At 70.8% G+C, this 18709-nt stretch carries 16 protein-coding genes; 10 read left to right on the plus strand and 6 right to left on the minus strand.

The window, feature by feature from the left end:
* Positions 1 to 356 precede the first annotated feature (356 nt).
* On the plus strand, positions 357 to 1355 hold the full coding sequence (locus GF068_RS11895; RefSeq protein ID WP_153819485.1) for a phosphatase PAP2 family protein: 999 nt from the start codon (positions 357 to 359) through the stop codon (positions 1353 to 1355).
* 32 nt (positions 1356 to 1387) lie between these two features.
* Here GF068_RS11895 and GF068_RS11900 read toward each other — a convergent pair whose 3' ends face one another.
* The gene (locus GF068_RS11900) at positions 1388 to 1702 is read right to left on the minus strand and encodes a 2Fe-2S iron-sulfur cluster-binding protein (RefSeq protein WP_338046332.1); all 315 of its coding nucleotides are present in this window, start codon (positions 1700 to 1702) and stop codon (positions 1388 to 1390) included.
* Positions 1703 to 1761: 59 nt separating this feature from the next.
* Here GF068_RS11900 and GF068_RS11905 point away from each other — a divergent pair, with 59 nt between their 5' ends.
* A complete protein-coding gene (locus GF068_RS11905; RefSeq protein WP_338046333.1) occupies positions 1762 to 3036 on the plus strand; it encodes an NAD(P)/FAD-dependent oxidoreductase in 1275 nt (424 codons plus the stop codon).
* Between the two features lie 7 nt (positions 3037 to 3043).
* On the opposite strand, the gene GF068_RS11910 is transcribed toward GF068_RS11905, so the two are convergent.
* From GF068_RS11910 to GF068_RS11920, 3 genes are all read right to left on the minus strand, one after another.
* Entirely contained in the window at positions 3044 to 3352 is a 309-nt protein-coding gene (locus GF068_RS11910; protein WP_153819486.1) for a hypothetical protein, read from the minus strand.
* A gap of 86 nt (positions 3353 to 3438) precedes the next feature.
* On the minus strand, positions 3439 to 4689 hold the full coding sequence (locus tag GF068_RS11915) for a DNA methyltransferase (RefSeq protein WP_153819487.1): 1251 nt from the start codon (positions 4687 to 4689) through the stop codon (positions 3439 to 3441).
* Complete coding sequence (locus GF068_RS11920) at positions 4689 to 5456, minus strand: zinc ribbon domain-containing protein (RefSeq protein WP_153819488.1); 768 nt, start codon at positions 5454 to 5456, stop codon at positions 4689 to 4691. The genes GF068_RS11915 and GF068_RS11920 overlap by 1 nt, the downstream gene beginning before the upstream one ends.
* 197 nt (positions 5457 to 5653) lie before the next feature.
* Here GF068_RS11920 and GF068_RS11925 point away from each other — a divergent pair, with 197 nt between their 5' ends.
* Entirely contained in the window at positions 5654 to 6262 is a 609-nt protein-coding gene (locus tag GF068_RS11925; RefSeq protein ID WP_153819489.1) for a CPBP family intramembrane glutamic endopeptidase, read from the plus strand.
* A gap of 4 nt (positions 6263 to 6266) precedes the next feature.
* Here the strand turns inward: GF068_RS11925 and GF068_RS11930 are convergent, their stop codons facing one another.
* Complete coding sequence (locus GF068_RS11930) at positions 6267 to 8078, minus strand: response regulator (protein WP_153819490.1); 1812 nt, start codon at positions 8076 to 8078, stop codon at positions 6267 to 6269.
* 136 nt (positions 8079 to 8214) lie between these two features.
* Between GF068_RS11930 and mnmA the strand changes: the two genes are divergently transcribed.
* From mnmA to ftsH, 7 genes are all read left to right on the plus strand, one after another.
* Complete coding sequence (mnmA, locus tag GF068_RS11935; protein WP_338046334.1) at positions 8215 to 9330, plus strand: tRNA 2-thiouridine(34) synthase MnmA; 1116 nt, start codon at positions 8215 to 8217, stop codon at positions 9328 to 9330.
* Positions 9327 to 9974, plus strand: a complete 648-nt coding sequence (locus GF068_RS11940) for a hypothetical protein (protein WP_153819491.1) — start codon at positions 9327 to 9329, stop codon at positions 9972 to 9974. Before mnmA ends, GF068_RS11940 begins: the two co-directional genes overlap by 4 nt.
* Positions 9975 to 10132: 158 nt before the next feature.
* A complete protein-coding gene (locus GF068_RS11945; RefSeq protein ID WP_153819492.1) occupies positions 10133 to 12571 on the plus strand; it encodes a serine/threonine protein kinase in 2439 nt (812 codons plus the stop codon).
* Between the two features lie 11 nt (positions 12572 to 12582).
* Complete coding sequence (locus GF068_RS11950) at positions 12583 to 13944, plus strand: class I SAM-dependent RNA methyltransferase (RefSeq protein WP_153819493.1); 1362 nt, start codon at positions 12583 to 12585, stop codon at positions 13942 to 13944.
* Between the two features lie 11 nt (positions 13945 to 13955).
* Positions 13956 to 14150 (plus strand): hypothetical protein, encoded by a 195-nt coding sequence (locus tag GF068_RS11955; RefSeq protein WP_153819494.1) that lies wholly within the window; start codon positions 13956 to 13958, stop codon positions 14148 to 14150.
* The gene (tilS, locus tag GF068_RS11960) at positions 14147 to 15031 is read left to right on the plus strand and encodes a tRNA lysidine(34) synthetase TilS (RefSeq protein ID WP_240806832.1); all 885 of its coding nucleotides are present in this window, start codon (positions 14147 to 14149) and stop codon (positions 15029 to 15031) included. Before GF068_RS11955 ends, tilS begins: the two co-directional genes overlap by 4 nt.
* A gap of 148 nt (positions 15032 to 15179) precedes the next feature.
* Complete coding sequence (gene ftsH / locus GF068_RS11965) at positions 15180 to 17123, plus strand: ATP-dependent zinc metalloprotease FtsH (RefSeq protein ID WP_338046335.1); 1944 nt, start codon at positions 15180 to 15182, stop codon at positions 17121 to 17123.
* Between the two features lie 80 nt (positions 17124 to 17203).
* Here ftsH and GF068_RS11970 read toward each other — a convergent pair whose 3' ends face one another.
* On the minus strand, positions 17204 to 18709 hold the full coding sequence (locus tag GF068_RS11970) for an alginate export family protein (protein WP_170319441.1): 1506 nt from the start codon (positions 18707 to 18709) through the stop codon (positions 17204 to 17206).

Consider the following 18709-nt stretch of genomic DNA (forward strand, 5'->3'; position numbering starts at 1 on the left):
GGCATCCTATGCTGCGCCGATGCGCGCGAGCGACGCCGACGACGCGGGTGCGTAGAGGATTTCCGAGATCGAGACGACAGCGCATGCCGCTACGCGCCGCTCTCCAAGACGCCCCACGTCGTTCCCGCGAATTCGACAAAACCTCGACGTTTTGCGCACGTTCCGCGGGCGCCGATCTTGCTTGAGCTCGCCGCACCCACCATGGCGATGAAGCCTCGACCCGAGTGGTCTTCCCTCCTAGACTCCGCCGCGTCATCTCCCGCGGCAACGTCGCGGTGCGTCGCTGGATGCGGGCTACGCGGAGAGGACAAGTGAGCACTTCCACGCACCACAACGGACTCTGGAGCCCGTCGGACATGCGTGCCTCTGAGCAGCACATCGAGGGAGCCCCCGCGCAAGTCAGCGCCACGCAGAGCGGGTGGCTCAAGGTCTTGTTCGGTACCTTCACCGCGCAAGACACCATCCTGCTCGTGTACCTCACGGTCGTGCGGCTCTTGCTCGCGCAGCGAGAGGCGACGGCCGATCAGGTCTCGTGCGCCCGGACGACGGAGCTCTGCATCGGGGTGATCCTGTTCGCCGCGCTGATCGGGCGCGTGATCCCGGGCATCCCGCCCATCGTCCGGAAGATCGTCTACCGCGTGAGCCTCGTCGGCGTGCTGCTGCAGAACTACCTCGTGCTGCGCTGGCTCTTGCCCGTCGTGCGGCCGGACTCGGTGGATGGGACGCTGCTGCGCATCGACGAGCTCATCTTCGGACGAGAGCCTGCGCTCGTGCTCGAGGCGCTCAACGTGCGCCCCGTGGTCGAGTGGTTCTCGTTCTTCTACTTCAGCTACTTCTTCATCTGCCTCGGCTACATGGTCGTGAGCGTGTGGCTGGCGAAGCCGAGCCGGAAGACGACCGCGTTCGCGATCGGGACGTTGTTCGTCTACTGCGTGGGGCAGATCGGCTACATGGCCGTGCCCGGCTACGGCCCGCACCAGTACCTCGCCGCGCAGTTCAAGGGCCCGATCGACGGCGGGTTCTTCTGGGGCTGCGTCTGGGACACGGTGCAGGCCGGCAGCGCGATGAAGGACATCTTCCCCTCGCTGCACACAGCCGCGCCGACGTGGTTCACGCTGCACGCGCTGCACAACGCGAAGACGGACCGCCGCTGGCTCTGGCCCGGGATCGTGACGGGCTTCTTCGCGGCGAACATCATCTTCTCGACGGTGTTCTTGCGCTGGCACTACGCGGTCGACGTCTTCGCGGGCCTCGCGCTGGCCTTCACGGCAGGCATCGTCGCGCCCTGGATCGCCAAGTGGGAAGAGGAGCGGCGCCTGTCACGAGGCCTGCGCGGCGCCTGGGTCTTCGACTGACGCGTGGCGCGAACCGAGCGCCGCAGCGTCGATCATTCGTCAGACCCCGCCCACCGAAGCCGCACGAGACCTTCCCCACGAGCCACGAGGCGCGCCGAGCAAGCGAGCCGCTGCGCAGCCGGCGCGCCGAAGATGTCGAGCACCTCGGCCTCGTCCGGCGAAGGCGGCGCGAGCAACGAGGCGCCTTCGAGGACCTCGACGAGGCACGTGCCGCAGCTCGCGGAGCGGCAGGAAAAGGAGACGGGCGCGCGGCACGCATCGGAGACGTCGACGAGCGCGTCGCCAGGCTCGGCGCTCGCGCCCGCTGCAGGGCCGAGCTCGTTCGCGAGGAACTCGACGCGGATCACGACGCACCTGTAACGGATGCGGCGCGCGCCGTCGACCAGGCGACGGGAGCATTGGCGACGTGGAGCGAGCGCGATATCCAGGGGCGATGGAGAAGCGTGGCTGGGATGTGTTGATCCTGGGGGGCGGGCCCGGTGGGTCCACGCTCGCCGCGAGCCTCGCGCGACGTGGGCGGCGGGCGCTCGTGCTCGAACGAGAGAGGTTCCCGCGGTTTCACATCGGCGAGTCGCTCTTGCCTCGTTCGCGTGAGGTCTTCGAGGAGCTCGGCGTGGACGAGGAGCTCGATCGGAGGTTCTTGCGCAAGTACGGCGCGCGTTTCCTCTGCGGGGCGACGGGGCGCGAGAGCACGTACCGCTTCGCGGAGAGCTTCGAGCCGAGGTTCCATCACGCCTATCAGGTCGAGCGGGCCGAGTTCGATCAGGTGCTGCTCGAGCACGCGCGCAAGCTCGGCGCCGAGGTGCGGGAAGAGTGGGAGGCGAAGGACGTGCTCTTCGATGGGAGCCGCGCCGTCGGGGTGCGCGCGAAGAACCTCCGCGAGCCCTCCGAGGTGGTGGAGCTCTTCGCGCCGATCGTCGTCGACGCGACGGGGCGCGACACGCTCCTGGCGTCACGGACGCGGCGCAAGGCGAGCATCACGCGGCTCGACAAGACCGCGCTGTTCTCGCACTACCGAGGCGCGTTCCGGCAGAGCGGGCAGGACGAGGGGAACATCCAGATCGTGATCTTCGAGCACGGTTGGTTCTGGTTCATCCCCTTCCGCGGAGACGTGACGAGCGTGGGCGTGGTCGTCTCGTCTTCGTGGATGCAGCAGAAGCAGAAGGGCGAGCCGCTCGAAGCCTTTTACGATCGTACGTTCGCTCGATCGCCGCTCGCGGCCGAGCTCATCGCGGGCGCGGAGCGGCTCCGGCCCGTGAGCGCGCTGGCGGATTTCTCGTATCGCGTCGACCAGCTCGCGGGGGATGGCTGGCTCTTCGTCGGCGACGCCGGCGGCTTCCTCGATCCGCTGTTCTCGACGGGCGCGCACCTCGCGATCAAGGGCGGCGCGCTCGCGGCCGAGGCGATCGATCAGGCGCTCCGCGCGGGCGACGTGTCGCGCGCGTCGTTCGTCGCGTACGAGGCGAACGTGCGGTACGCCGTCGATCTCTTCCTCGGCGTCGTGCAGAGCTTCTACGCGGGGCAGTTCCGCGAGACGTTGTTCGAGCCGAACCAGCGCCCGACGATCCGGAAGATCATCACGTCGATGCTCTCGGGCGACGTCTTCCACGTCGATCGCCGCCCGCCGTGGGCCTCGTTCCTCCGCGATCACTACCCCGCCGAGCTGCCCACGTTCGCCTGAAGGAGCGCTACTTCGAGGGCAACGTGTCGAGGTTCTGCTTGCACGTCGCCGCGAGCCCTTCCTTGCCGCCGGGCGTCTGCGCGGCTTCACGCCACGCCTTCTGCATCGCCTTGAATCCAGGTTCACGCGCGGCGCGCGCCTCCTCGGGCAAACCCTCGAGGAAGGCCTCCATCTTCTTCACGTACGCGTCGCACTCCGCGACGCCGATCGCGCCCTCGGACTCCGCAGCGGTCCCCTCCGCGTCGTCGCTGCTCTTGCCGCAGCCGAACATCAGCAGGGAAGCCGCGCAGACCCACACGATCGACTCTCTTCGCATCTCGGTCCGTCTCCGTGAGAAGCCGGCGCGCATCCTGCCACACGCGGCCCCGGTGGGGACAGTTCGTGACGGGGCGGCGCACGGCGCTAGTCGCGGATGAGCAGGATCGCGTGCTCCCGGCGCGGGCGCGAGGCGAAGGCGCGGGCGGTGGGCGCGTGGAAGTGCGGGCGCGGCTGCGAAGCGACGGCGTCGAGGCGGAGAAACGCGCGCGGCGCCACGCGGCGGATGACGTCGACGGAGTAGACGGGGCGACCCGCGACGACGCTGTCGGCGAGCAGGAGGATCGCGCACGCCCTGGGGCGCATGACGCGGCCGAGCGCGGCGAGGACGTCGCCGATCTCGCGCTCCCAGCGCGTCACGCCCTCCGAGGGGCCCATGGGATCGAGCCTGCGACGAGCGCCGATCTCGGCGCGCTCGAAGCGCTCGGGGCGAAGGCGGAGCCAGCGCAGGCGCGCCTCGTGATGCGCGAGGTAGTCGTAGACGCCCGGATACGGCGGTGACGTGACGACGAGGTCGATCGAGCGATCGTCGATGCCCTCGAGGCGGCGCGCGTCGCCTTCGAGCACACGCGCGGGCGGCGCGGACGCGAGCCTCGTCTCGACCTCGGCGCGGCGCTGCGCGAGCTCCTCGGCCTTGCGCACGAAGAGGCGCGCGGCGTAACCCGAGGCGATGCGGCGCTCGAGCTCGCGCTCGGAGGTGTCGGAGGTGCGGCGGCTCAATTTGGTGAGGATCGACGAGAGCACGAGCTCGAGCTCGGCGCGCGTGGTGAGGCCATCGACGCGATCGATCCCGGCGCGCACGCCGTCGAGCTCGAGGAGGACGTGACGATCGAAGAGGGCGAGGTCTTCCGGGCCGTAACGCCGCGTGGGTCCACTCTTGGCCTTGCGGCGCTCGTCGGCGAAGGCCGCGACCGCGCGCGCGGCCTCGAGGAGCGCGGCGCGATCGGCCTCCGTGGTGTCGCGAAGCTTGAGCGCGGCGAGGCGCACGGCGAGCGGGTTCGCGTCGACGCCGACGGCCTTTCGGCCAAGGAGACGCGCCTCGACGAGCACCGTGCCGCTGCCGCAGAACGGATCGAGCACGGCGTCGCCGGGGCGCGAGAAGGACTCGACGAGCCGCTGCGCGGTGACCGGGTGCATACGCGCCGGGTAGCTGTGGAAGCCGTGCACGTGCGCGCGCGCGGCCTCCTCGGCGACCTCGGACGGGGGCACGTCGAGCGCCGCGACGAGCAACGCGCCGCGGCTGGGATCCCCCTCGATGGTCGTCTCGCCACCGACGTGGGAGAGCGCGCGGCGCACGTTGGGCTTCGTCCGCTCGCTTGGCTTGGTTCGTTCGCGCATCAGAGCTTCTCGCGCGTGACGCCGGGCGCGCGCGCCTCGGCCTCGGCTTCGGCTTCGGCTTCGGCCTCCATCGCCGCGAGGTCGGGTTTGTCCGGGGAGGCGCCGATCCGCAGGCGGGAGAGGCTCCCGTCGTTGCGGACGATCTCGTGCGCCTCGAGCAGCGCGAGCAGCTCCTCGGCCTGCGGCTCCGCGATCGGCATCGCCTCGGCGAGCTTGCGCGCCGTGACCGGCCCCTCGATCTGCGAAGCCACGTCCGCCGCGACCGAGATCCACGCCTCGTCGAGCGCAGGCTCGATCTCCTTGCCCCGCGCCCGCGAGCGCGCGACGAACCACGCGCCCAGCGCGGCGAGCGGGCCGGCCGTGAACAAACTGACGAGGACAAACCCGAGGCCCGGGTTCACCACGCCGATGACGCCGAGCAGCCCGTACAGCGCGAGCAGGCCGATCGTGCCGGCGAGCGCGACACCCGTGAACACCGCGGCCGCGCGGTTCTTCGCGCGGCCCTTGCGCGCGAGCTCGGCCCGCTTCAGCGCCGAGACCTCCTTGCCGCTCCGCCGCAGCTTCTTCCTGTCGAGCGGCACGCGCGGGCCGCCGCACACGTCGCAGCGGAACCGGAGCTCCGCGTCCCGCGTGGCCCCCGCCGTGGCGCCGCAGTGGGGACAAACCTCCATGCGTTGCGAGGTCCCGCAGCGAGGACAAACGGGCGCCCCGGCAGGGACGTCGACGCCGCAAGCGACGCAGCGGCCGTCTTCCGGTTTGGACGTCACGACGCCCTCGCGCCTTTCAGAGCGGGCATGATGAACACGGTCGCGTGCATCATGGGCGCATCTAATCCGACGCGAGCCCCACGGCCAGAGGAGAGCGCACCGATCCTCGCTCCGGGCCCGGCGCACGTGGACGGGCGCCCGACCGGGACGGCGCGGTTCGCTTCCCGAGGGCGCGCGGACGTGCCAACATGACGGGCATGCGGGGACGGTGGACCCGGACGGGCCGGAGCGCTGCAGCGTGGAGCGTGGCCGCCGGTTATGCGCTCCTCGCGGTGCTCGCGACCGCGCTCGCCCTGGCGCTCCGGGACGGCACGCCGTGGGTCCACCCGGATCCGTGGCTCGCCCTGACGCCCACGGTCGGAACGCTCACGAGCGCTCTCTTCGGCATCGCGCTCGCCATGATCCTCGTGGTCACGACGCGCTTCGCGGTGGGACGGTTCGCCTGGGCGCGTCGCCTGCACGGCGAGCTTCGTCCGGTCGCGAAGGATCTTTCCGTCGGGCAGATCTTCATCCTCGCGGGCCTGTCGAGCCTCGGCGAGGAGATCCTCTTTCGTGGGCTGCTCACGCCGGTGATCGGCGTCATCGGGTCGGGCGTGCTCTTCGGTCTGCTGCATCAGATCCGCGGGCCGAGCCGCTGGGTCTGGACGGCGTGGGCGACGGCGGTGGGCCTGCTTCTCGGCGCGATCTTCGCGGCCACGGGCTCGCTCGTCGGCCCGCTGCTCGCGCATGCGATCGTGAACGCGGTGAACCTCGGTTACTTGCGCGATCACGACCCGGGCAACGATCCCGAGCAGAACCTCGCCTGAAGGTTCAGCGCTTCTTGTCGTTGCTCGGCCCCGTCTGCGGGTGACGCGGCGGGAGCGGCGGAGGCGCGGGACGCACGCCGCTGTCGCTGAGATCGGGACGCGTCTGCGTGGGGAGACGCGGCGGCGGCGTGGGCGAACGCGGCACCGGGCCCGTGCCCGTGCCCGGATGCGGCAGCGGCGGAGGCGTGCTCTTCGAATGGGCGCCCGGAGCCTGCCCCGGGGCGCGCGGCGCGGGACCAGGGGCGGACGGACGCGTGTACGCCGGATACTCGCCGCTCGTGCGGGAAGGCGTGATCTGCTGTCGCGGCGGCGGCCCCGGCAGGCGCGTCGCGCCTCCGGGCGCGCGGGGGGGTGGTCCGGGCAAACCCCCCGCGGTCCGCGTGGGCGCGGGCCGGCCCGGCGGCGGACCTGGCAGACCTGCAGAGACCGCGGGCCTCGCGGGCGGCGTGAGGCGCGGCGGAGGGCCACCCGGCAAGCGCGGCGCCATCGCGCCCGGACGAACCGGCCCCGCGCCGTACCCCGCGCCGGGTCGTACTGCGCCCGCGTTCGTCGTGGTCAACCCCATGCCGGGGCGCCGCGGCGCTCCGCCCGAGTTCGGGCGATAGGCCGGCGCGCCTTCGAGATCCTCCTCGTCGAGCTGGTATTCGGACGCGGGGGTCTCGTCGACCTCGTCGAGCGATTCGGCGGAGAGCTCGGTGAGCTCTCCCGGCTCCTCGACGAGCTGCGCTTCGTCGCCGTACAGCGACTCGGGGACGAGCTCCTGCGAGCCCGGCACGGCTTCCGCGCGGCCGCCGCTCGGCGGCGCGGCGACCGGCTCGTCCATGCCGAAGTCGGCCCAGTCGTAGTAGGCCTTCCGATCCGCGGCTTCTTGATCGTCGTGCGCGTGCGCCTGCGCTTGCGCGGCGGCGGCGGCGCGGGGCGCGTGGGGCTTCGGCGCTTCGGCGAACGCCTTCGACGAAGGAGGACCGAGGTCGGTGTGCCGCGACGGAGGCCCGCCCATCGAGGGCGCGGAGAGGCGCGTGGAGGGCGCGGCCTTGCTCGAACGCGGCTGCTCGCCGTTGTGCACGCTCTCGTCTTCGAGGCGCACGGCCTCGAGCAAGAGGTGACCGATCGGCTGCGCATTTCCGGACGGCGGGCGATCGGGCTGCGGGACGAACGAGAACCGACCGACCTTCCAGCCGAGGATCGAGCGCAGGATCGTGATCGCGTCGGTGCTCGTGCCGCCGATGGTCCCGGACACGATGAACCCGGAGGCGACGTCGAGCTGCACCTTGCGTTTTTTGCTGACGACCTCGACCACGCCCGTGCGTCGCTCGAGCTCGAGCACCGTGAGCACGGTGGCGATCGACATCTGACTGAGGTCGCCCTGGATCGCCGTCGTCTCGGTCGTGGACGAGGGCGGGACGGAGACGAGCGAGTCGCGCCGCTTGCGCAAGCGCCACGCCATCTGCACGAGCGCGCCGACCTGCGCGACGACCTCGTCGACGCGGAAGGGCTTCGTCATGTACGCATCGGCGCCGACGTGAAACCCTTCGAGCCGCGCCTCTTGATCGTCGAGGGCGGAGAGGAAGAGGAAGGGCGTCACCGACACGCGCGAGGGCTGCGTGCGGACGTTCCGCGCGACCCAGTAGCCGTCGTTGTCCGGCAGATCGATGTCGCAGATGATGCAGTCCGGCTCGCGATCGCAGGCCGTATCGAGGCCTGCTTGCGCGGTGCTGCAGACGATGACGTCGTAGCCTGCGTCACGGATCGCGCCCGAGAGCAGGCTGCTGACCCACTCGTCGTCTTCGATCACGAGCACGAGCCCTCGGGGCATTGGCGGAACCGTATCACGTGCGCCCTTCGGGGGGCCAAGTGGCAAGGGGGCCGCCCGGTCGGTTTCGTCCGGGCAGCGGCCGGCCCGGGCTGGAATCGGCCCGCCGTCGGGACCTTTCGGCGCTAAGCTGGGCCCCGTGACGAAAGGAACCCGGATCGTGGTCGCCATGAGCGGCGGCGTCGACTCCTCCGTCGCGGCGGCGCGCCTCTGCGACGCCGGCTACGACGTCATCGGGGTGACACTGCACCTCTGGGACTACCCCGACGACCGGAGCGAGCGTGGTCGTTGCTGCGCGCCCGAGGATCAACACGACGCCCGGCGCGCGGCCGATCACCTGGGCATCCCGCATTACACCTTCGATCGTCGCGAGCTCTTCCGCGCGCACGTGGTTGATCCGTTCGTCGACGCGTACCTCGAAGGCGAGACCCCGAGCCCGTGCGTCGCCTGCAACCGCTCGGTGAAGATGCGCGAGCTCTTCCCGCTGGCCGAGCGGCTCGGCGCGTCGTTCGTCGCGACGGGGCACTACGCGCGCACGGAGATCGGCGAGGACGGGCGGGGGCGGCTCTATCGGGGGAAGGATCGCGTCAAGGATCAGAGCTACTTCCTGCACATGCTGCGCGAGGACGAGCTACGAAGGCTGGTCCTGCCGCTCGGCGACGCGACGAAGGAAGAGGTGCGCGCCGAGGCGCACGCGCGGCGGATCCCACGCGCGGACAAGGGCGAGAGCCAGGAGCTTTGTTTCGTCCCGAGCGGCGGATACGGCGCGTTCGTCGAGAACCGCGCGGGGCGGGAGCGCGTTCGTCCGGGCCCGATCGTCGACGAGCGAGGGCGCACGGTGGGGCAACACGAGGGCGTGCATCGGTTCACGATCGGCCAGCGAAAAGGCATCGGCGTGGCGCTCGGGCGGCCGGCGTTCGTGGTGGGGATCGACGCGGAGTCGGGCGCGGTGCGGCTCGGCGGCGAGGACGCGCTGCTCGCGACGGGCGCGCTGCTCGAGGCGGGCGCGTGGAGCTTCGACGTGACGTTCCCGCTCGAGGCCGACGTGCGGGTGCGCGCGCGTCACGAGGGAGAACGCGCGACGATCGAGCGCGTGGTCGATCCGGACGAAGGCGAGGTGCTCGTCGCGCGCTTCCGCACGCCGGTGAAGGCCGTATCTCCCGGTCAGGTGGCGGTGGCCTACGACGGCGACCGTGTCTACGGCGGCGCCTTGATCAAGGCTGCGATCCACGGGAGCGCCGGAGGCGCCGCATGAGGGCGCGCGCCTCCCTCGTGGCCTCGACGCTCTTTGCGCTCGGCGTGATGGGCTGCTCGCTCGGCCAGGGTGAAGGCGAGGTCAAGAGCGACGCGCTCGTCGCCAAGGAGTGCTGGTTCGACGCCTACGATCTGAAGCCCGACTTCTTCGCGGCCGTGCCGTACCGCGAGACGCTCCAGATGCGGGTGCAGCGCGGGACGGATTTGCAGGAGGTCTCGGACGGGCTCGCGGTGCTCGTGGAGGACGTGGGCCAGATCCGCGAGGAGCTGCTCGGCAAGCCGCTCGACGTGACGCTCTCGCCGGGCGTCTTGCCCCCTGGCTCGGATTTCCCCGACCCGCCGCCCGAGGGTCAGCCGGCGATTCACATCGCGCTCTACCTCCAGCGCTCCTGCCACAACCAGAACGTGATCCTCTACGCCGTGGATGGCTCGGTCACGTTTCATTCGCTCTTCAGCGGTGATCCGAACGAGGCGGACGCGACGGAGAAGTACACGGACGCGGAGTTCGACGTGTGGATGGGTGATCCCCGCGACGCCCCCGTCGACGCGCCCGCCAACGAGATCCCGAAGGATCTGCAATCACGTGTGACGGGCTTCTTCCGCTTCTACTTCGAGCGCGGCCAGCCCGGTCAGCCCTTCCCCTGAGTTTTCGACGCTCGGGGGGCTCACGGGCGAGCCGGGTGATGCCCCCGAAACCCCGCTTCCTTTGCGTGCGAGCCCGCTGAACATCCGGAAGCGACCATGCCCTCGCTGGCGTGCATGGAAAGTGGAAGCGTTTTCGCGGTAGGATTCATCAACGCGTCATGGCTCAACCTCCGCCTCGACCCGCTGCTTCGCGACCGGGCGGTCCGGCACCGGCGAACAACAGGAGCGCCCCCGCCTCCTCGTCCGGTCCCCGCCCGAAAGAACCCGAGAAGCAGCAGCCTGGGACCTTCTTCCTCGGACGATACCGCGTCGTCGACGAGATCGGCGTCGGAGGCATGGCGAGCGTGCACCTCGCGCGCATGGACGGCCCCGGCGGCTTCCAGAAGTGGGTCGCGATCAAGCGCATCCACCCGCACCTCGTCGAGGACGATCAGTTCGTCGACATGTTCCTCGACGAGGCGCGCATCGCGGCCGGGATCAACCACGCGAACGTCGCGCAGGTCTTCGATCTCGGCAAAGACGACAACACCTACTGGATCGCGATGGAGTACCTCCACGGCGAGCCGCTGCGCGAGGTGATGCGGCGGGCCGAGGAGAAGCGGATGCTCATCAGCGCCGATCTCGCGGCGCGCATCTGCGCAGACGCAGCCGAGGGCCTGCACGCGGCGCACGAGCTGCGCGGCAAGAACGGTCAGCTCCTCGGGCTCGTCCACCGCGACGTGACGCCGCACAACCTGTTCGTCACGTACGACGGCTACACGAAGGTCGTCGACTTCGGCATCGCGAAGGTCGCCGATCGGCTCGCGTCGACCCGCGCCGGGACGCTCAAGGGCAAACTCGCGTACATGTCGCCCGAGCAGGTGCGCGGCGCGGACGTCGATCGCACGACGGACATCTTCGCGCTCGGCGTCGTGCTCTGGGAGCTGACCACGAACCAGCGGCTCTTCCGCATGGACACCGATCTCGACACGCTCGAGAAGGTGCAGGCCTGCAACGTGCCGCTGCCCTCGACGATCGTGCGTGGGTATCCGCAGGGGCTCGAGGCGGTCGTCATGAAGGCGCTCGCGAAGAACAAGAAGGACCGCTACCAGACGGCCCGCGAGTTCTCCCGCGCCCTGCAGGTCTACCTCAACCAGAGCGGCGCGTTCGTCGGCCCCGAGGAGGTCGCGCAGTTCGTCCGGCACGTGTTCACCGATCGCATCGCCAAGCGCGAGGCGCACCTCGCGTGGGCCGCGGAGGTCACGTCGACGGTCAACGTCGATCAGCTCCGCGCGCAGGGCGGCCTGAGCGACGACTCGCTCCTCGAGGACGAAGACGACGATCGCCGCGGCCGCGCGAGCGGGACGGCGCCGTCGAAGTCGGCCGCGCAGCCGATCGCGAACCGCGCGCCCGCGGCGATGCCGCCGCCCGAAGATCGATCCGCGTCACAGCAGATGGCCGCCACGTCGCTCATGGACGACGACGAGGACGTGCCCACCACGGTCGCGACGCGCGAGCACATGGAGAGGTCCTCGGGAGCGCCGCTGCCGAGCGCAGGCCGGCCCGGGGCGATGCCGGGGCCGCGGCCGCAGCTCACGACGCCCATGCCCGCCGCAGGGATGCCCGGGCCGGGGCAAAACGAGCGCACGGCCGCGCTGCCGAACGGCGGATATCCGGGCGACGCCGACGACCTCAACGCGACGGTCGCGCTGCCGGCGAACGCGAAGATCCTCGATCCCGGGCCGCCGCGGCCAGGGTTTGGCGCGCCGCCCCAGCCAGGGTTTGGCGGCGGATACCCCGCGCCGCCGCAAGCAGCCTTCAACGGAGGGCCGCAGCCGGGCTTCGGCTTCGGGCAGCAGCCGCAGCAACATCCGCAGATGTACGGGCAGCAGCAGCCGGCGTATCCGAGCGCGATCAGCAACCCGAACCCGCAGGTGCCGCAGCAGTACGGCCAGCGCGTGGCGCAGTCGCAGATCGAGACCGCGATGTCGCTGCCGCGCCCCGATCCCGCCGCGCTCTGGATGGCGCAGCAGGAAGCGGCTCGTCAGCAAGGCGGACCGAAGCGCAACACGGGCGTGTTCGTCCTGGTCGTCGCGCTCGTCGCGCTCAGCGTCATCGGCATCGGCGTGCTCGTGTATTTCAAGCTGAAGCAGCAGCCGCCGCAGGAGGCGACGCAGCCCACGGCCACGGCCGTCCCCGAGACGCCGCCGATCCCGACCACGGTCGCCGTGCCCGCGCCTGCGCCCGCACCCGCGCCCGCGCCGACCGAGACGGCCGCAGCCGCGCCGACCGAGATCGCCGCGCCCACGCCCGCGCCGGGCCCCGCGCCCGGGACCGCGCCTGCCGCAGCGAAGACGAACACGACCGCGCCTGCGCCCACCGCGACGGCGACCGCAGCGGCCGCGTCCGGGGAGCCGGGCTTCCTGACGATCGTGTGCAACCCGTTCTGCGATGACGTGCTGGACAACGGTCGATCGCTCGGCCCGTCGCCGATCGTGCACACCTCCGTCAAGCCGGGCTCGCACCGCATCACGCTCAAGAAGGGCGACATGAAGAAGGTCATCTCGGTCATCGTCGTGAGCGGCCAGGTGACGGCGCAACGCGTGTCGATGAAGTAACCTTCGGCCCGATGCCGCAAGGACCACGCGCCGCTCGCAGGCCTCGAGCGCAAGACCAGCACCCACGCCCGAAGCGTCGGCCCTCGACCGAGGTCCTCCGCATCGAGAGCCTCGCCGCGGGCGGCGCGGGGGTCGCTCACCTCGCCGATCACGCGGCCGTGTTCGTGCCGGGCACCGCGCCAGGTGAAGAGATCGAAGCCGAGGTCGACCGCAACACGAGGCCCGCGCGCGGAAAACTCCTGCGCGTGATCGCGCCGAGCCCCGAGCGCGTCGAGGCCACCTGCTGCGGAGGCGGCTGCGACTGGATGCACTTGTCGGTGCGCGCGCAAGAGGCGGCGCACGCCGAGATCGTCCGCTCCGCGGTGGCCCACGCGATCGGCGCCGAGCCTCCGCCCGTGCGCGTGCACGCCGCGCCCGAGCCGCTCGCGTACCGCACACGTGCGCGCCTCTACGCGCGGGGCGAGCGCGGCCGCGTGCGCGTCGGATATCGCGCGGTCGGATCGCATGCGCTCGCTCCCGTCTCCTCGTGCGCGGTCCTCGCGCCCTCGCTCGCCGCCGCGCTCGGCGAGCTGCCGGAGGTGCTCGCGGGATCGTCGGGCGAAGGGGACGTGCAGGTCGCGCTCGGCGCGGGCGGGCGGCTCGTCGTGGACGTGACCTGGCGCGGCGAGCTCGCGCCTTCGGCGTGGGCGGCGATCGATCGGCGCATCACCGAGGGCGCGTGGGCCGGGGCGCGCGTGCGGATGGAAGGCGCGAAGACGCCGGCCGTGTTTGGTGATCCGCGGCCGGTGCTCGAAGGCGCGGATGGGGCGCCGCTCGTCGTCGCCGCGGGATCGTTCGCGCAGAGCTCGGATCGTGGCGCGGCGCTGCTCGCGCGGCGCGTGGCGGAGCTCGCCCGCGTGGAGGTGGATGCACCTCGCGAAGGCGCGGACGTACCGGCGAACGGGCACGTGCTCGAGCTCTTCGCCGGCAGCGGCACGCTCTCGATCCTGCTCGCGCGCGGGGCGGCCTCGCTCGTGGCGGTCGAGTCGGACGAGGCGGCCGCACGTTCGGCGCGGGAGAACTTGTCGGCGCGGGATCTTGCCGGGAAGGTCGTCGTCGCGGACGCGGACGCTCACCCGATCCCGCCACGCGCCGAGGTCGTCGTCCTCGATCCGCCTCGCGCCGGCGCCGAGGGCGCGACGGCGGCGATCGCGGCCTCGCGGGTTCATCGGATCGTGTACGTCGCCTGCGACCCGGCCACGCTCGCGCGGGACCTCGGCGTGCTCGTGCGGGCGAACTACGCGCTCACGCACCTCGAGACGGTCGAGCTCTTCCCGCAGACGAGCCACGTCGAGACGGTGGCGCGCCTCGTGCGTCGCCGCGGCGCGCGCTAGGCTCTCGGCGGATGATCCATCCCGTCGACGAACGACTGCGCGACGAGGCGCGCCGCTTCCGCCTCGTGTTCACGTGTGGCGCGTGCGCGCAGTACGATCCGGAGGGGGATCGTTGCTCGCTTGGTTATCCGCACGTGATGCACAAGGAGCCCGACCTCGACGCGCGTGACGAGGTCGTCTTCTGCAAGGCCTTCGAGCTCTGTTGAGATCCCACCCGCCTTCTCTGCGGCGCCTCGCTCTGCGCACCCTCCGCGACGAAAGTCTCTTCGGCCGCGGTGATCGTGTGCTCGTCGCCTGCTCGGGTGGCCCCGACTCGACGGCGCTCCTCCACGTGCTCGTGATGCTCCGCCGCGAGATCGGCCACGAGGTGATCGGGCACGGCGTCGATCATGGACTGCGCCCCGAGGCGCGGGGTGAGCTCGCGCTCGTGGCCGAGCTCGCCGAGAAGCTCGGGGTGCCCTTCGAGGTGACGCGGGTCGACGTCGAGCCGGGCGGTAACCTCCAGGCGCGGGCGCGCGAGGCGCGGCATAGGGCGCTGCAGGACGCCGCGGTGCGGCGAGGCGCGACCGTCATCGCCACGGGCCACACGGCGGACGACAAGGCCGAGACCGTGCTCCTGCGCCTCTTGCGGGGCGCGGGACCGCGTGGGCTCGCGGTGCTCGAGCCTCGCGCGCCCTCGCCTGTTTCTCCGAGCGGGGCCGATTCGCCGCGGGACCTCGTGCGTCCGCTCATCCGCGCGCGCCGGGCCGACGTCCTTTCCCACCTCGAACGGCATGCGCTCGTGTTTGCCCGCGATCCTTCCAACCTCGACCCTCGATTCACCCGTGTCCGGGTGCGCCGCGAGCTGATTCCGCTGCTCACGGAGCTCTCACCGCGGATCATCGAGCATCTGTGTGCCCTCGCGGACATGCTCGGCGACGTCTGTCCGTCGGAGGACCCGATGGGCGGGCTCGGCCGTGCGCAACGCGGGGCGATCGAGCGAGCGCAGAAGAAGGGGATGCGGACTGTGAAGATTCGTATGAAGGGGGGGCGGGAGCTCGACGTGACCTTCCCAGCGGGGAAGATCGTCCTTAACGAAAAGAAATGAGCCTGGCCGCGTCCGTACCGAATGGACGGCGCGGCTGGCTTCCATCGACGGGCATGCCACCGCGTGGCATGCTGGTGCAGAGAAGCGTTACATTTGGACGCAGTCTGCTCGTCCCGAGGAGATCGGGGCGGGCAACCCGAGGATCCTCGTGAAGCAATCGCACAAGACGCTCCTTCTCTGGGTCCTGCTGATCATGATGTTCCTCGTGATCTGGCAGTTCTTGAGCCCGGATCGCCCGCCCGCGACGCAGGTCTCGTTCAGCGAGTTCATGACCCAGGTCCGGGCCGATCGAGAGAAGGATCCGCATGTCGACTCCGTCTCGATCAAGGATCGTGAATACACGTTCTGGGTGAAGGACCCGAAGAGCAACTCGAAGGTCAAGAAAATCACGATCGGCCCGGACAACGCCGACGAGATCACGAAGACGCTCGTCGACAACAAGGTCGCCGTCACCTTCGAGAAAGAGGACGCTTCTCCGTTCTGGTCGGGCGCGCTCGTGACCATCCTGCCGATGGTCTTCCTGCTCGTCATGTTTTACCTGTTCATGCGGCAGCTCCAGGCGGGCGGCGGCAAGGCGATGAGCTTCGGCAAATCGCGCGCGCGGCTGCTCTCGGAGTCGCAGAACAAGGTGACGTTCGCGGACGTCGCGGGCATCGACGAGGCGAAGGACGAGCTCGAAGAGATCATCGCCTTCCTGAAGGATCCGAAGAAGTTCCAGAAGCTCGGCGGCCGCATCCCGAAGGGCGTGCTCATGATGGGCCCGCCGGGCACGGGCAAGACGCTGCTCGCGAAGGCGATCGCGGGCGAAGCGGGCGTGCCGTTTTTCTCGATCTCGGGCTCGGACTTCGTCGAGATGTTCGTGGGCGTCGGCGCGAGCCGCGTGCGCGACCTCTTCGAGCAGGGCAAGAAGCACGCGCCCTGCATCATCTTCATCGACGAGATCGACGCGGTCGGCCGGCATCGCGGCGCGGGCCTCGGCGGCGGGCACGACGAGCGCGAGCAGACGTTGAACCAGCTCCTCGTCGAGATGGACGGCTTCGAGTCGAACGAGGGCGTGATCATCATCGCCGCGACGAACCGGCCGGACGTCCTCGATCCCGCGATCCTGCGGCCCGGCCGCTTCGATCGGCGCATCGTGGTCAACCGCCCCGACGTGCGCGGCCGCGAGGGCATCCTCCGCGTGCACACGAAGAAGGTGCCGCTCGGCCCGGACGTCGACCTCGACATCATCGCTCGCGGCACGCCCGGGTTCGTCGGGGCCGACCTCGAGAACCTCGTCAACGAGGCCGCGCTGCTCGCCGCCCGCCAGGACAAGGACCTCGTCTCGATGGTCGACTTCGAGATGGCCAAGGACAAGGTCCTCATGGGCACCGAGCGCCGCAGCATGGTGATCAGCGAGGAGGAGAAGAAGACGACGGCGTGGCACGAGGCCGGCCACGCGCTCGTGGCGAAGCTGCTCGAGAAGAACGCCGACCCCGTGCACAAGGTGACCATCATCCCGCGCGGCCCGGCGCTCGGCATCACGCAGCAGCTCCCGAAGGAGGACCGCCTGAGCATGTCGCGCGACTTCGCGAAGGCGCGCCTCGCCGTGCTGATGGGCGGCCGCGTCGCCGAGGAGCTCGTCTTTGGTCAGTTCACGACGGGCGCGGGCAACGACATCAAGCAAGCGTCGAACCTCGCGCGCCGCATGGTGACCGAGTTCGGCATGAGCGACGTCATCGGCCCGATCTCGTACGCCGCGAACGAGGAGAGCGTCTTCCTCGGCCGCGACTTCACGAGCCAATCGCGCAACTACTCGGAGTCCGTCGCCAACCAGATCGACGACGAGGTCCGCAAGTTCGTGTTCGACGGCCACGCCGAGGCGCGCCGCCTGCTCGAGGAGCACCGCGAGGCGCTCGACAAGCTGGCGAACGCGCTGCTCGAGCGCGAGACGCTCGACGCCGAGGAGGTCGACGCGATCGTGGCCGGTCGCGAGCTGCCCGAGCGGCAGAAGGTCGTCATCCCGACCTACGCCGATCGCGAGCGAGCCGCGAAGGAGAAGCGCCGCGCCGCCAGCATCTTCGGCGCGCCGAAGCCCGCTCCGAGCACCTGAGCGCCCCTCCAGGCAAGGACACGCCGCCGCTCGTCATCCGGGCGGCGGCGTTCGTCTTTCGAAGCTTCGAGGTCGAACGATCAGGGCGCGCGCAGCACGGCCTGCAGATAAGCGAAGTGCTGCATGTCGGGGCTGCCGCGGCCCGAGGCCTCGAGGATGTTCCGCGCGCCCTCGCCGGTCAGGAAGAGGCCGTACGAGGCCTCGATCGCGAGCGGATCCCAGACACGAAGGCCCAGCGTCGCGTCGATCTGATGGCCGAGGACGCGCGACTCGTTCGTGGCGGAGGCGCCGATCGGGATCAGCGACGCGCTGGTCCAGCGGCCCTTCGGCTCGGCGAGGCCAACGAAGCGGTAGCCGAGGTTCATCGAGAACGTGTCGGTGGGGCGCATCGAGACGTCGGCGCCGGCCTCGACCAGGTTCGACCACGCGTAGAGGCCCATGCGGCCGTGCATGGGGCGCTCCTCGGGCAGGATCGGATCGAAGCGCGTCTGCACGGCGAGCGGGTCGGTGCTGCCGCTGTCCCCCGAGGCGTACGCGCCCGACGCGCCGAACGTGAGGTGCCACGGCAGCGCCGTCTCCCACTGGGCACGCGCGGCGGCGGCGAAGGCGCGCAGATCGCGGTTCGCGCCGAAGCTCGCGACGCGGCCGAGCTCGTAGGCGCCCTCGACGGCGTAGCGGAAGCCGCGGTAGTCGCCCGAGAGGCGCGCGTCGATCACGTACGTGTCGCTCGGCGTGAGATCGATCGCGGCCGGCGGGCGAACGATCCGCGCGAGCGCCGTGAGATCGACGTTGAGGAGCGGGTAGACGCGGAAGACCGCATGCGCGCCGTAGAGCTGGCTGCCCGTTTGAGGTCGAACGGTCTCGGGGACCGTGGTGTCCGTGTCCCCCGCCGATCCCGAGCCCGAGCCCGGCATGCCGCCGAGCCCGCCGAGGCCCCCGAGCGGCGTGACGCCGATGAGCGCGGCGAGCAGCTCGACGTCGACATGCTTCCAGGACAAACCCAGCCGCGCCGCGTCGAGGGCGCGCGGCCGCTGCGTCCAGTCGCTCTCGCCGAGCAGGCGCCCGTCGCCCCACATGACGCGCTGACGGCCGAGCCGGAACCACAGGCGGCGGTTCTTTTTGTGCACGTCGAGGTACGCCTCGAACAGGCCGAGGCCCGCGCCGAGCTGGCTGCCTTGCAGCACGCCGTAGCCCATCGATCCCGCCACGGGGCGCGCGTCCTGCAGCACGATCGCCGCCGTCACCGGCCCGCGATCCACGGCGAGCCCGAGCCGCGCGCGGCTCGTCGCGGCCCACTGCGCGTCGTAACGCAGCATGGCGTAGGTCGGCGCGTCGAAGCGCGGCGGCAGGTTCGTGCCGTACGCGTCCTCGAGCACCGCGCCGCGTGTCCACATCACGCCGCCGATGTCGAACGGGTTCGTGCGGAGCTCGCCGCGCACGCGCAGTTCGAACGAGGGGCGGAAGGTGAAGGACCCGACGGGGATCGACGCGGGCAGCGGCGTCGCCTGGGCCTCTGCGTCGGGGCTCGCGAGCGTGAACACGAGCGCGGCGGCCGCGGCGATGGCGGTGGCTTGGGATCTGGTCAT

This window comes from Polyangium spumosum, from assembly GCF_009649845.1.
Lineage (GTDB): Bacteria > Myxococcota_A > Polyangia > Polyangiales > Polyangiaceae > Polyangium > Polyangium spumosum.

Excerpts from the sequence above, each read along its gene's own strand:
- GF068_RS11955 (WP_153819494.1), top strand. The coding sequence starts at position 13,956 with ATGATCCATCCCGTCGACGAACGACTGCGCGACGAGGCGCGCCGCTTC.
- GF068_RS11930 (WP_153819490.1), bottom strand. The coding sequence starts at position 8,078 with ATGCCCCGAGGGCTCGTGCTCGTGATCGAAGACGACGAGTGGGTCAGC.
- GF068_RS11915 (WP_153819487.1), bottom strand. The coding sequence starts at position 4,689 with ATGCGCGAACGAACCAAGCCAAGCGAGCGGACGAAGCCCAACGTGCGC.
- GF068_RS11950 (WP_153819493.1), top strand. The coding sequence starts at position 12,583 with ATGCCGCAAGGACCACGCGCCGCTCGCAGGCCTCGAGCGCAAGACCAG.
- GF068_RS11910 (WP_153819486.1), bottom strand. The coding sequence starts at position 3,352 with ATGCGAAGAGAGTCGATCGTGTGGGTCTGCGCGGCTTCCCTGCTGATG.
- GF068_RS11970 (WP_170319441.1), bottom strand. The coding sequence starts at position 18,709 with ATGACCAGATCCCAAGCCACCGCCATCGCCGCGGCCGCCGCGCTCGTG.
- GF068_RS11945 (WP_153819492.1), top strand. The coding sequence starts at position 10,133 with ATGGCTCAACCTCCGCCTCGACCCGCTGCTTCGCGACCGGGCGGTCCG.
- GF068_RS11925 (WP_153819489.1), top strand. The coding sequence starts at position 5,654 with ATGCGGGGACGGTGGACCCGGACGGGCCGGAGCGCTGCAGCGTGGAGC.
- GF068_RS11940 (WP_153819491.1), top strand. The coding sequence starts at position 9,327 with ATGAGGGCGCGCGCCTCCCTCGTGGCCTCGACGCTCTTTGCGCTCGGC.
- GF068_RS11895 (WP_153819485.1), top strand. The coding sequence starts at position 357 with ATGCGTGCCTCTGAGCAGCACATCGAGGGAGCCCCCGCGCAAGTCAGC.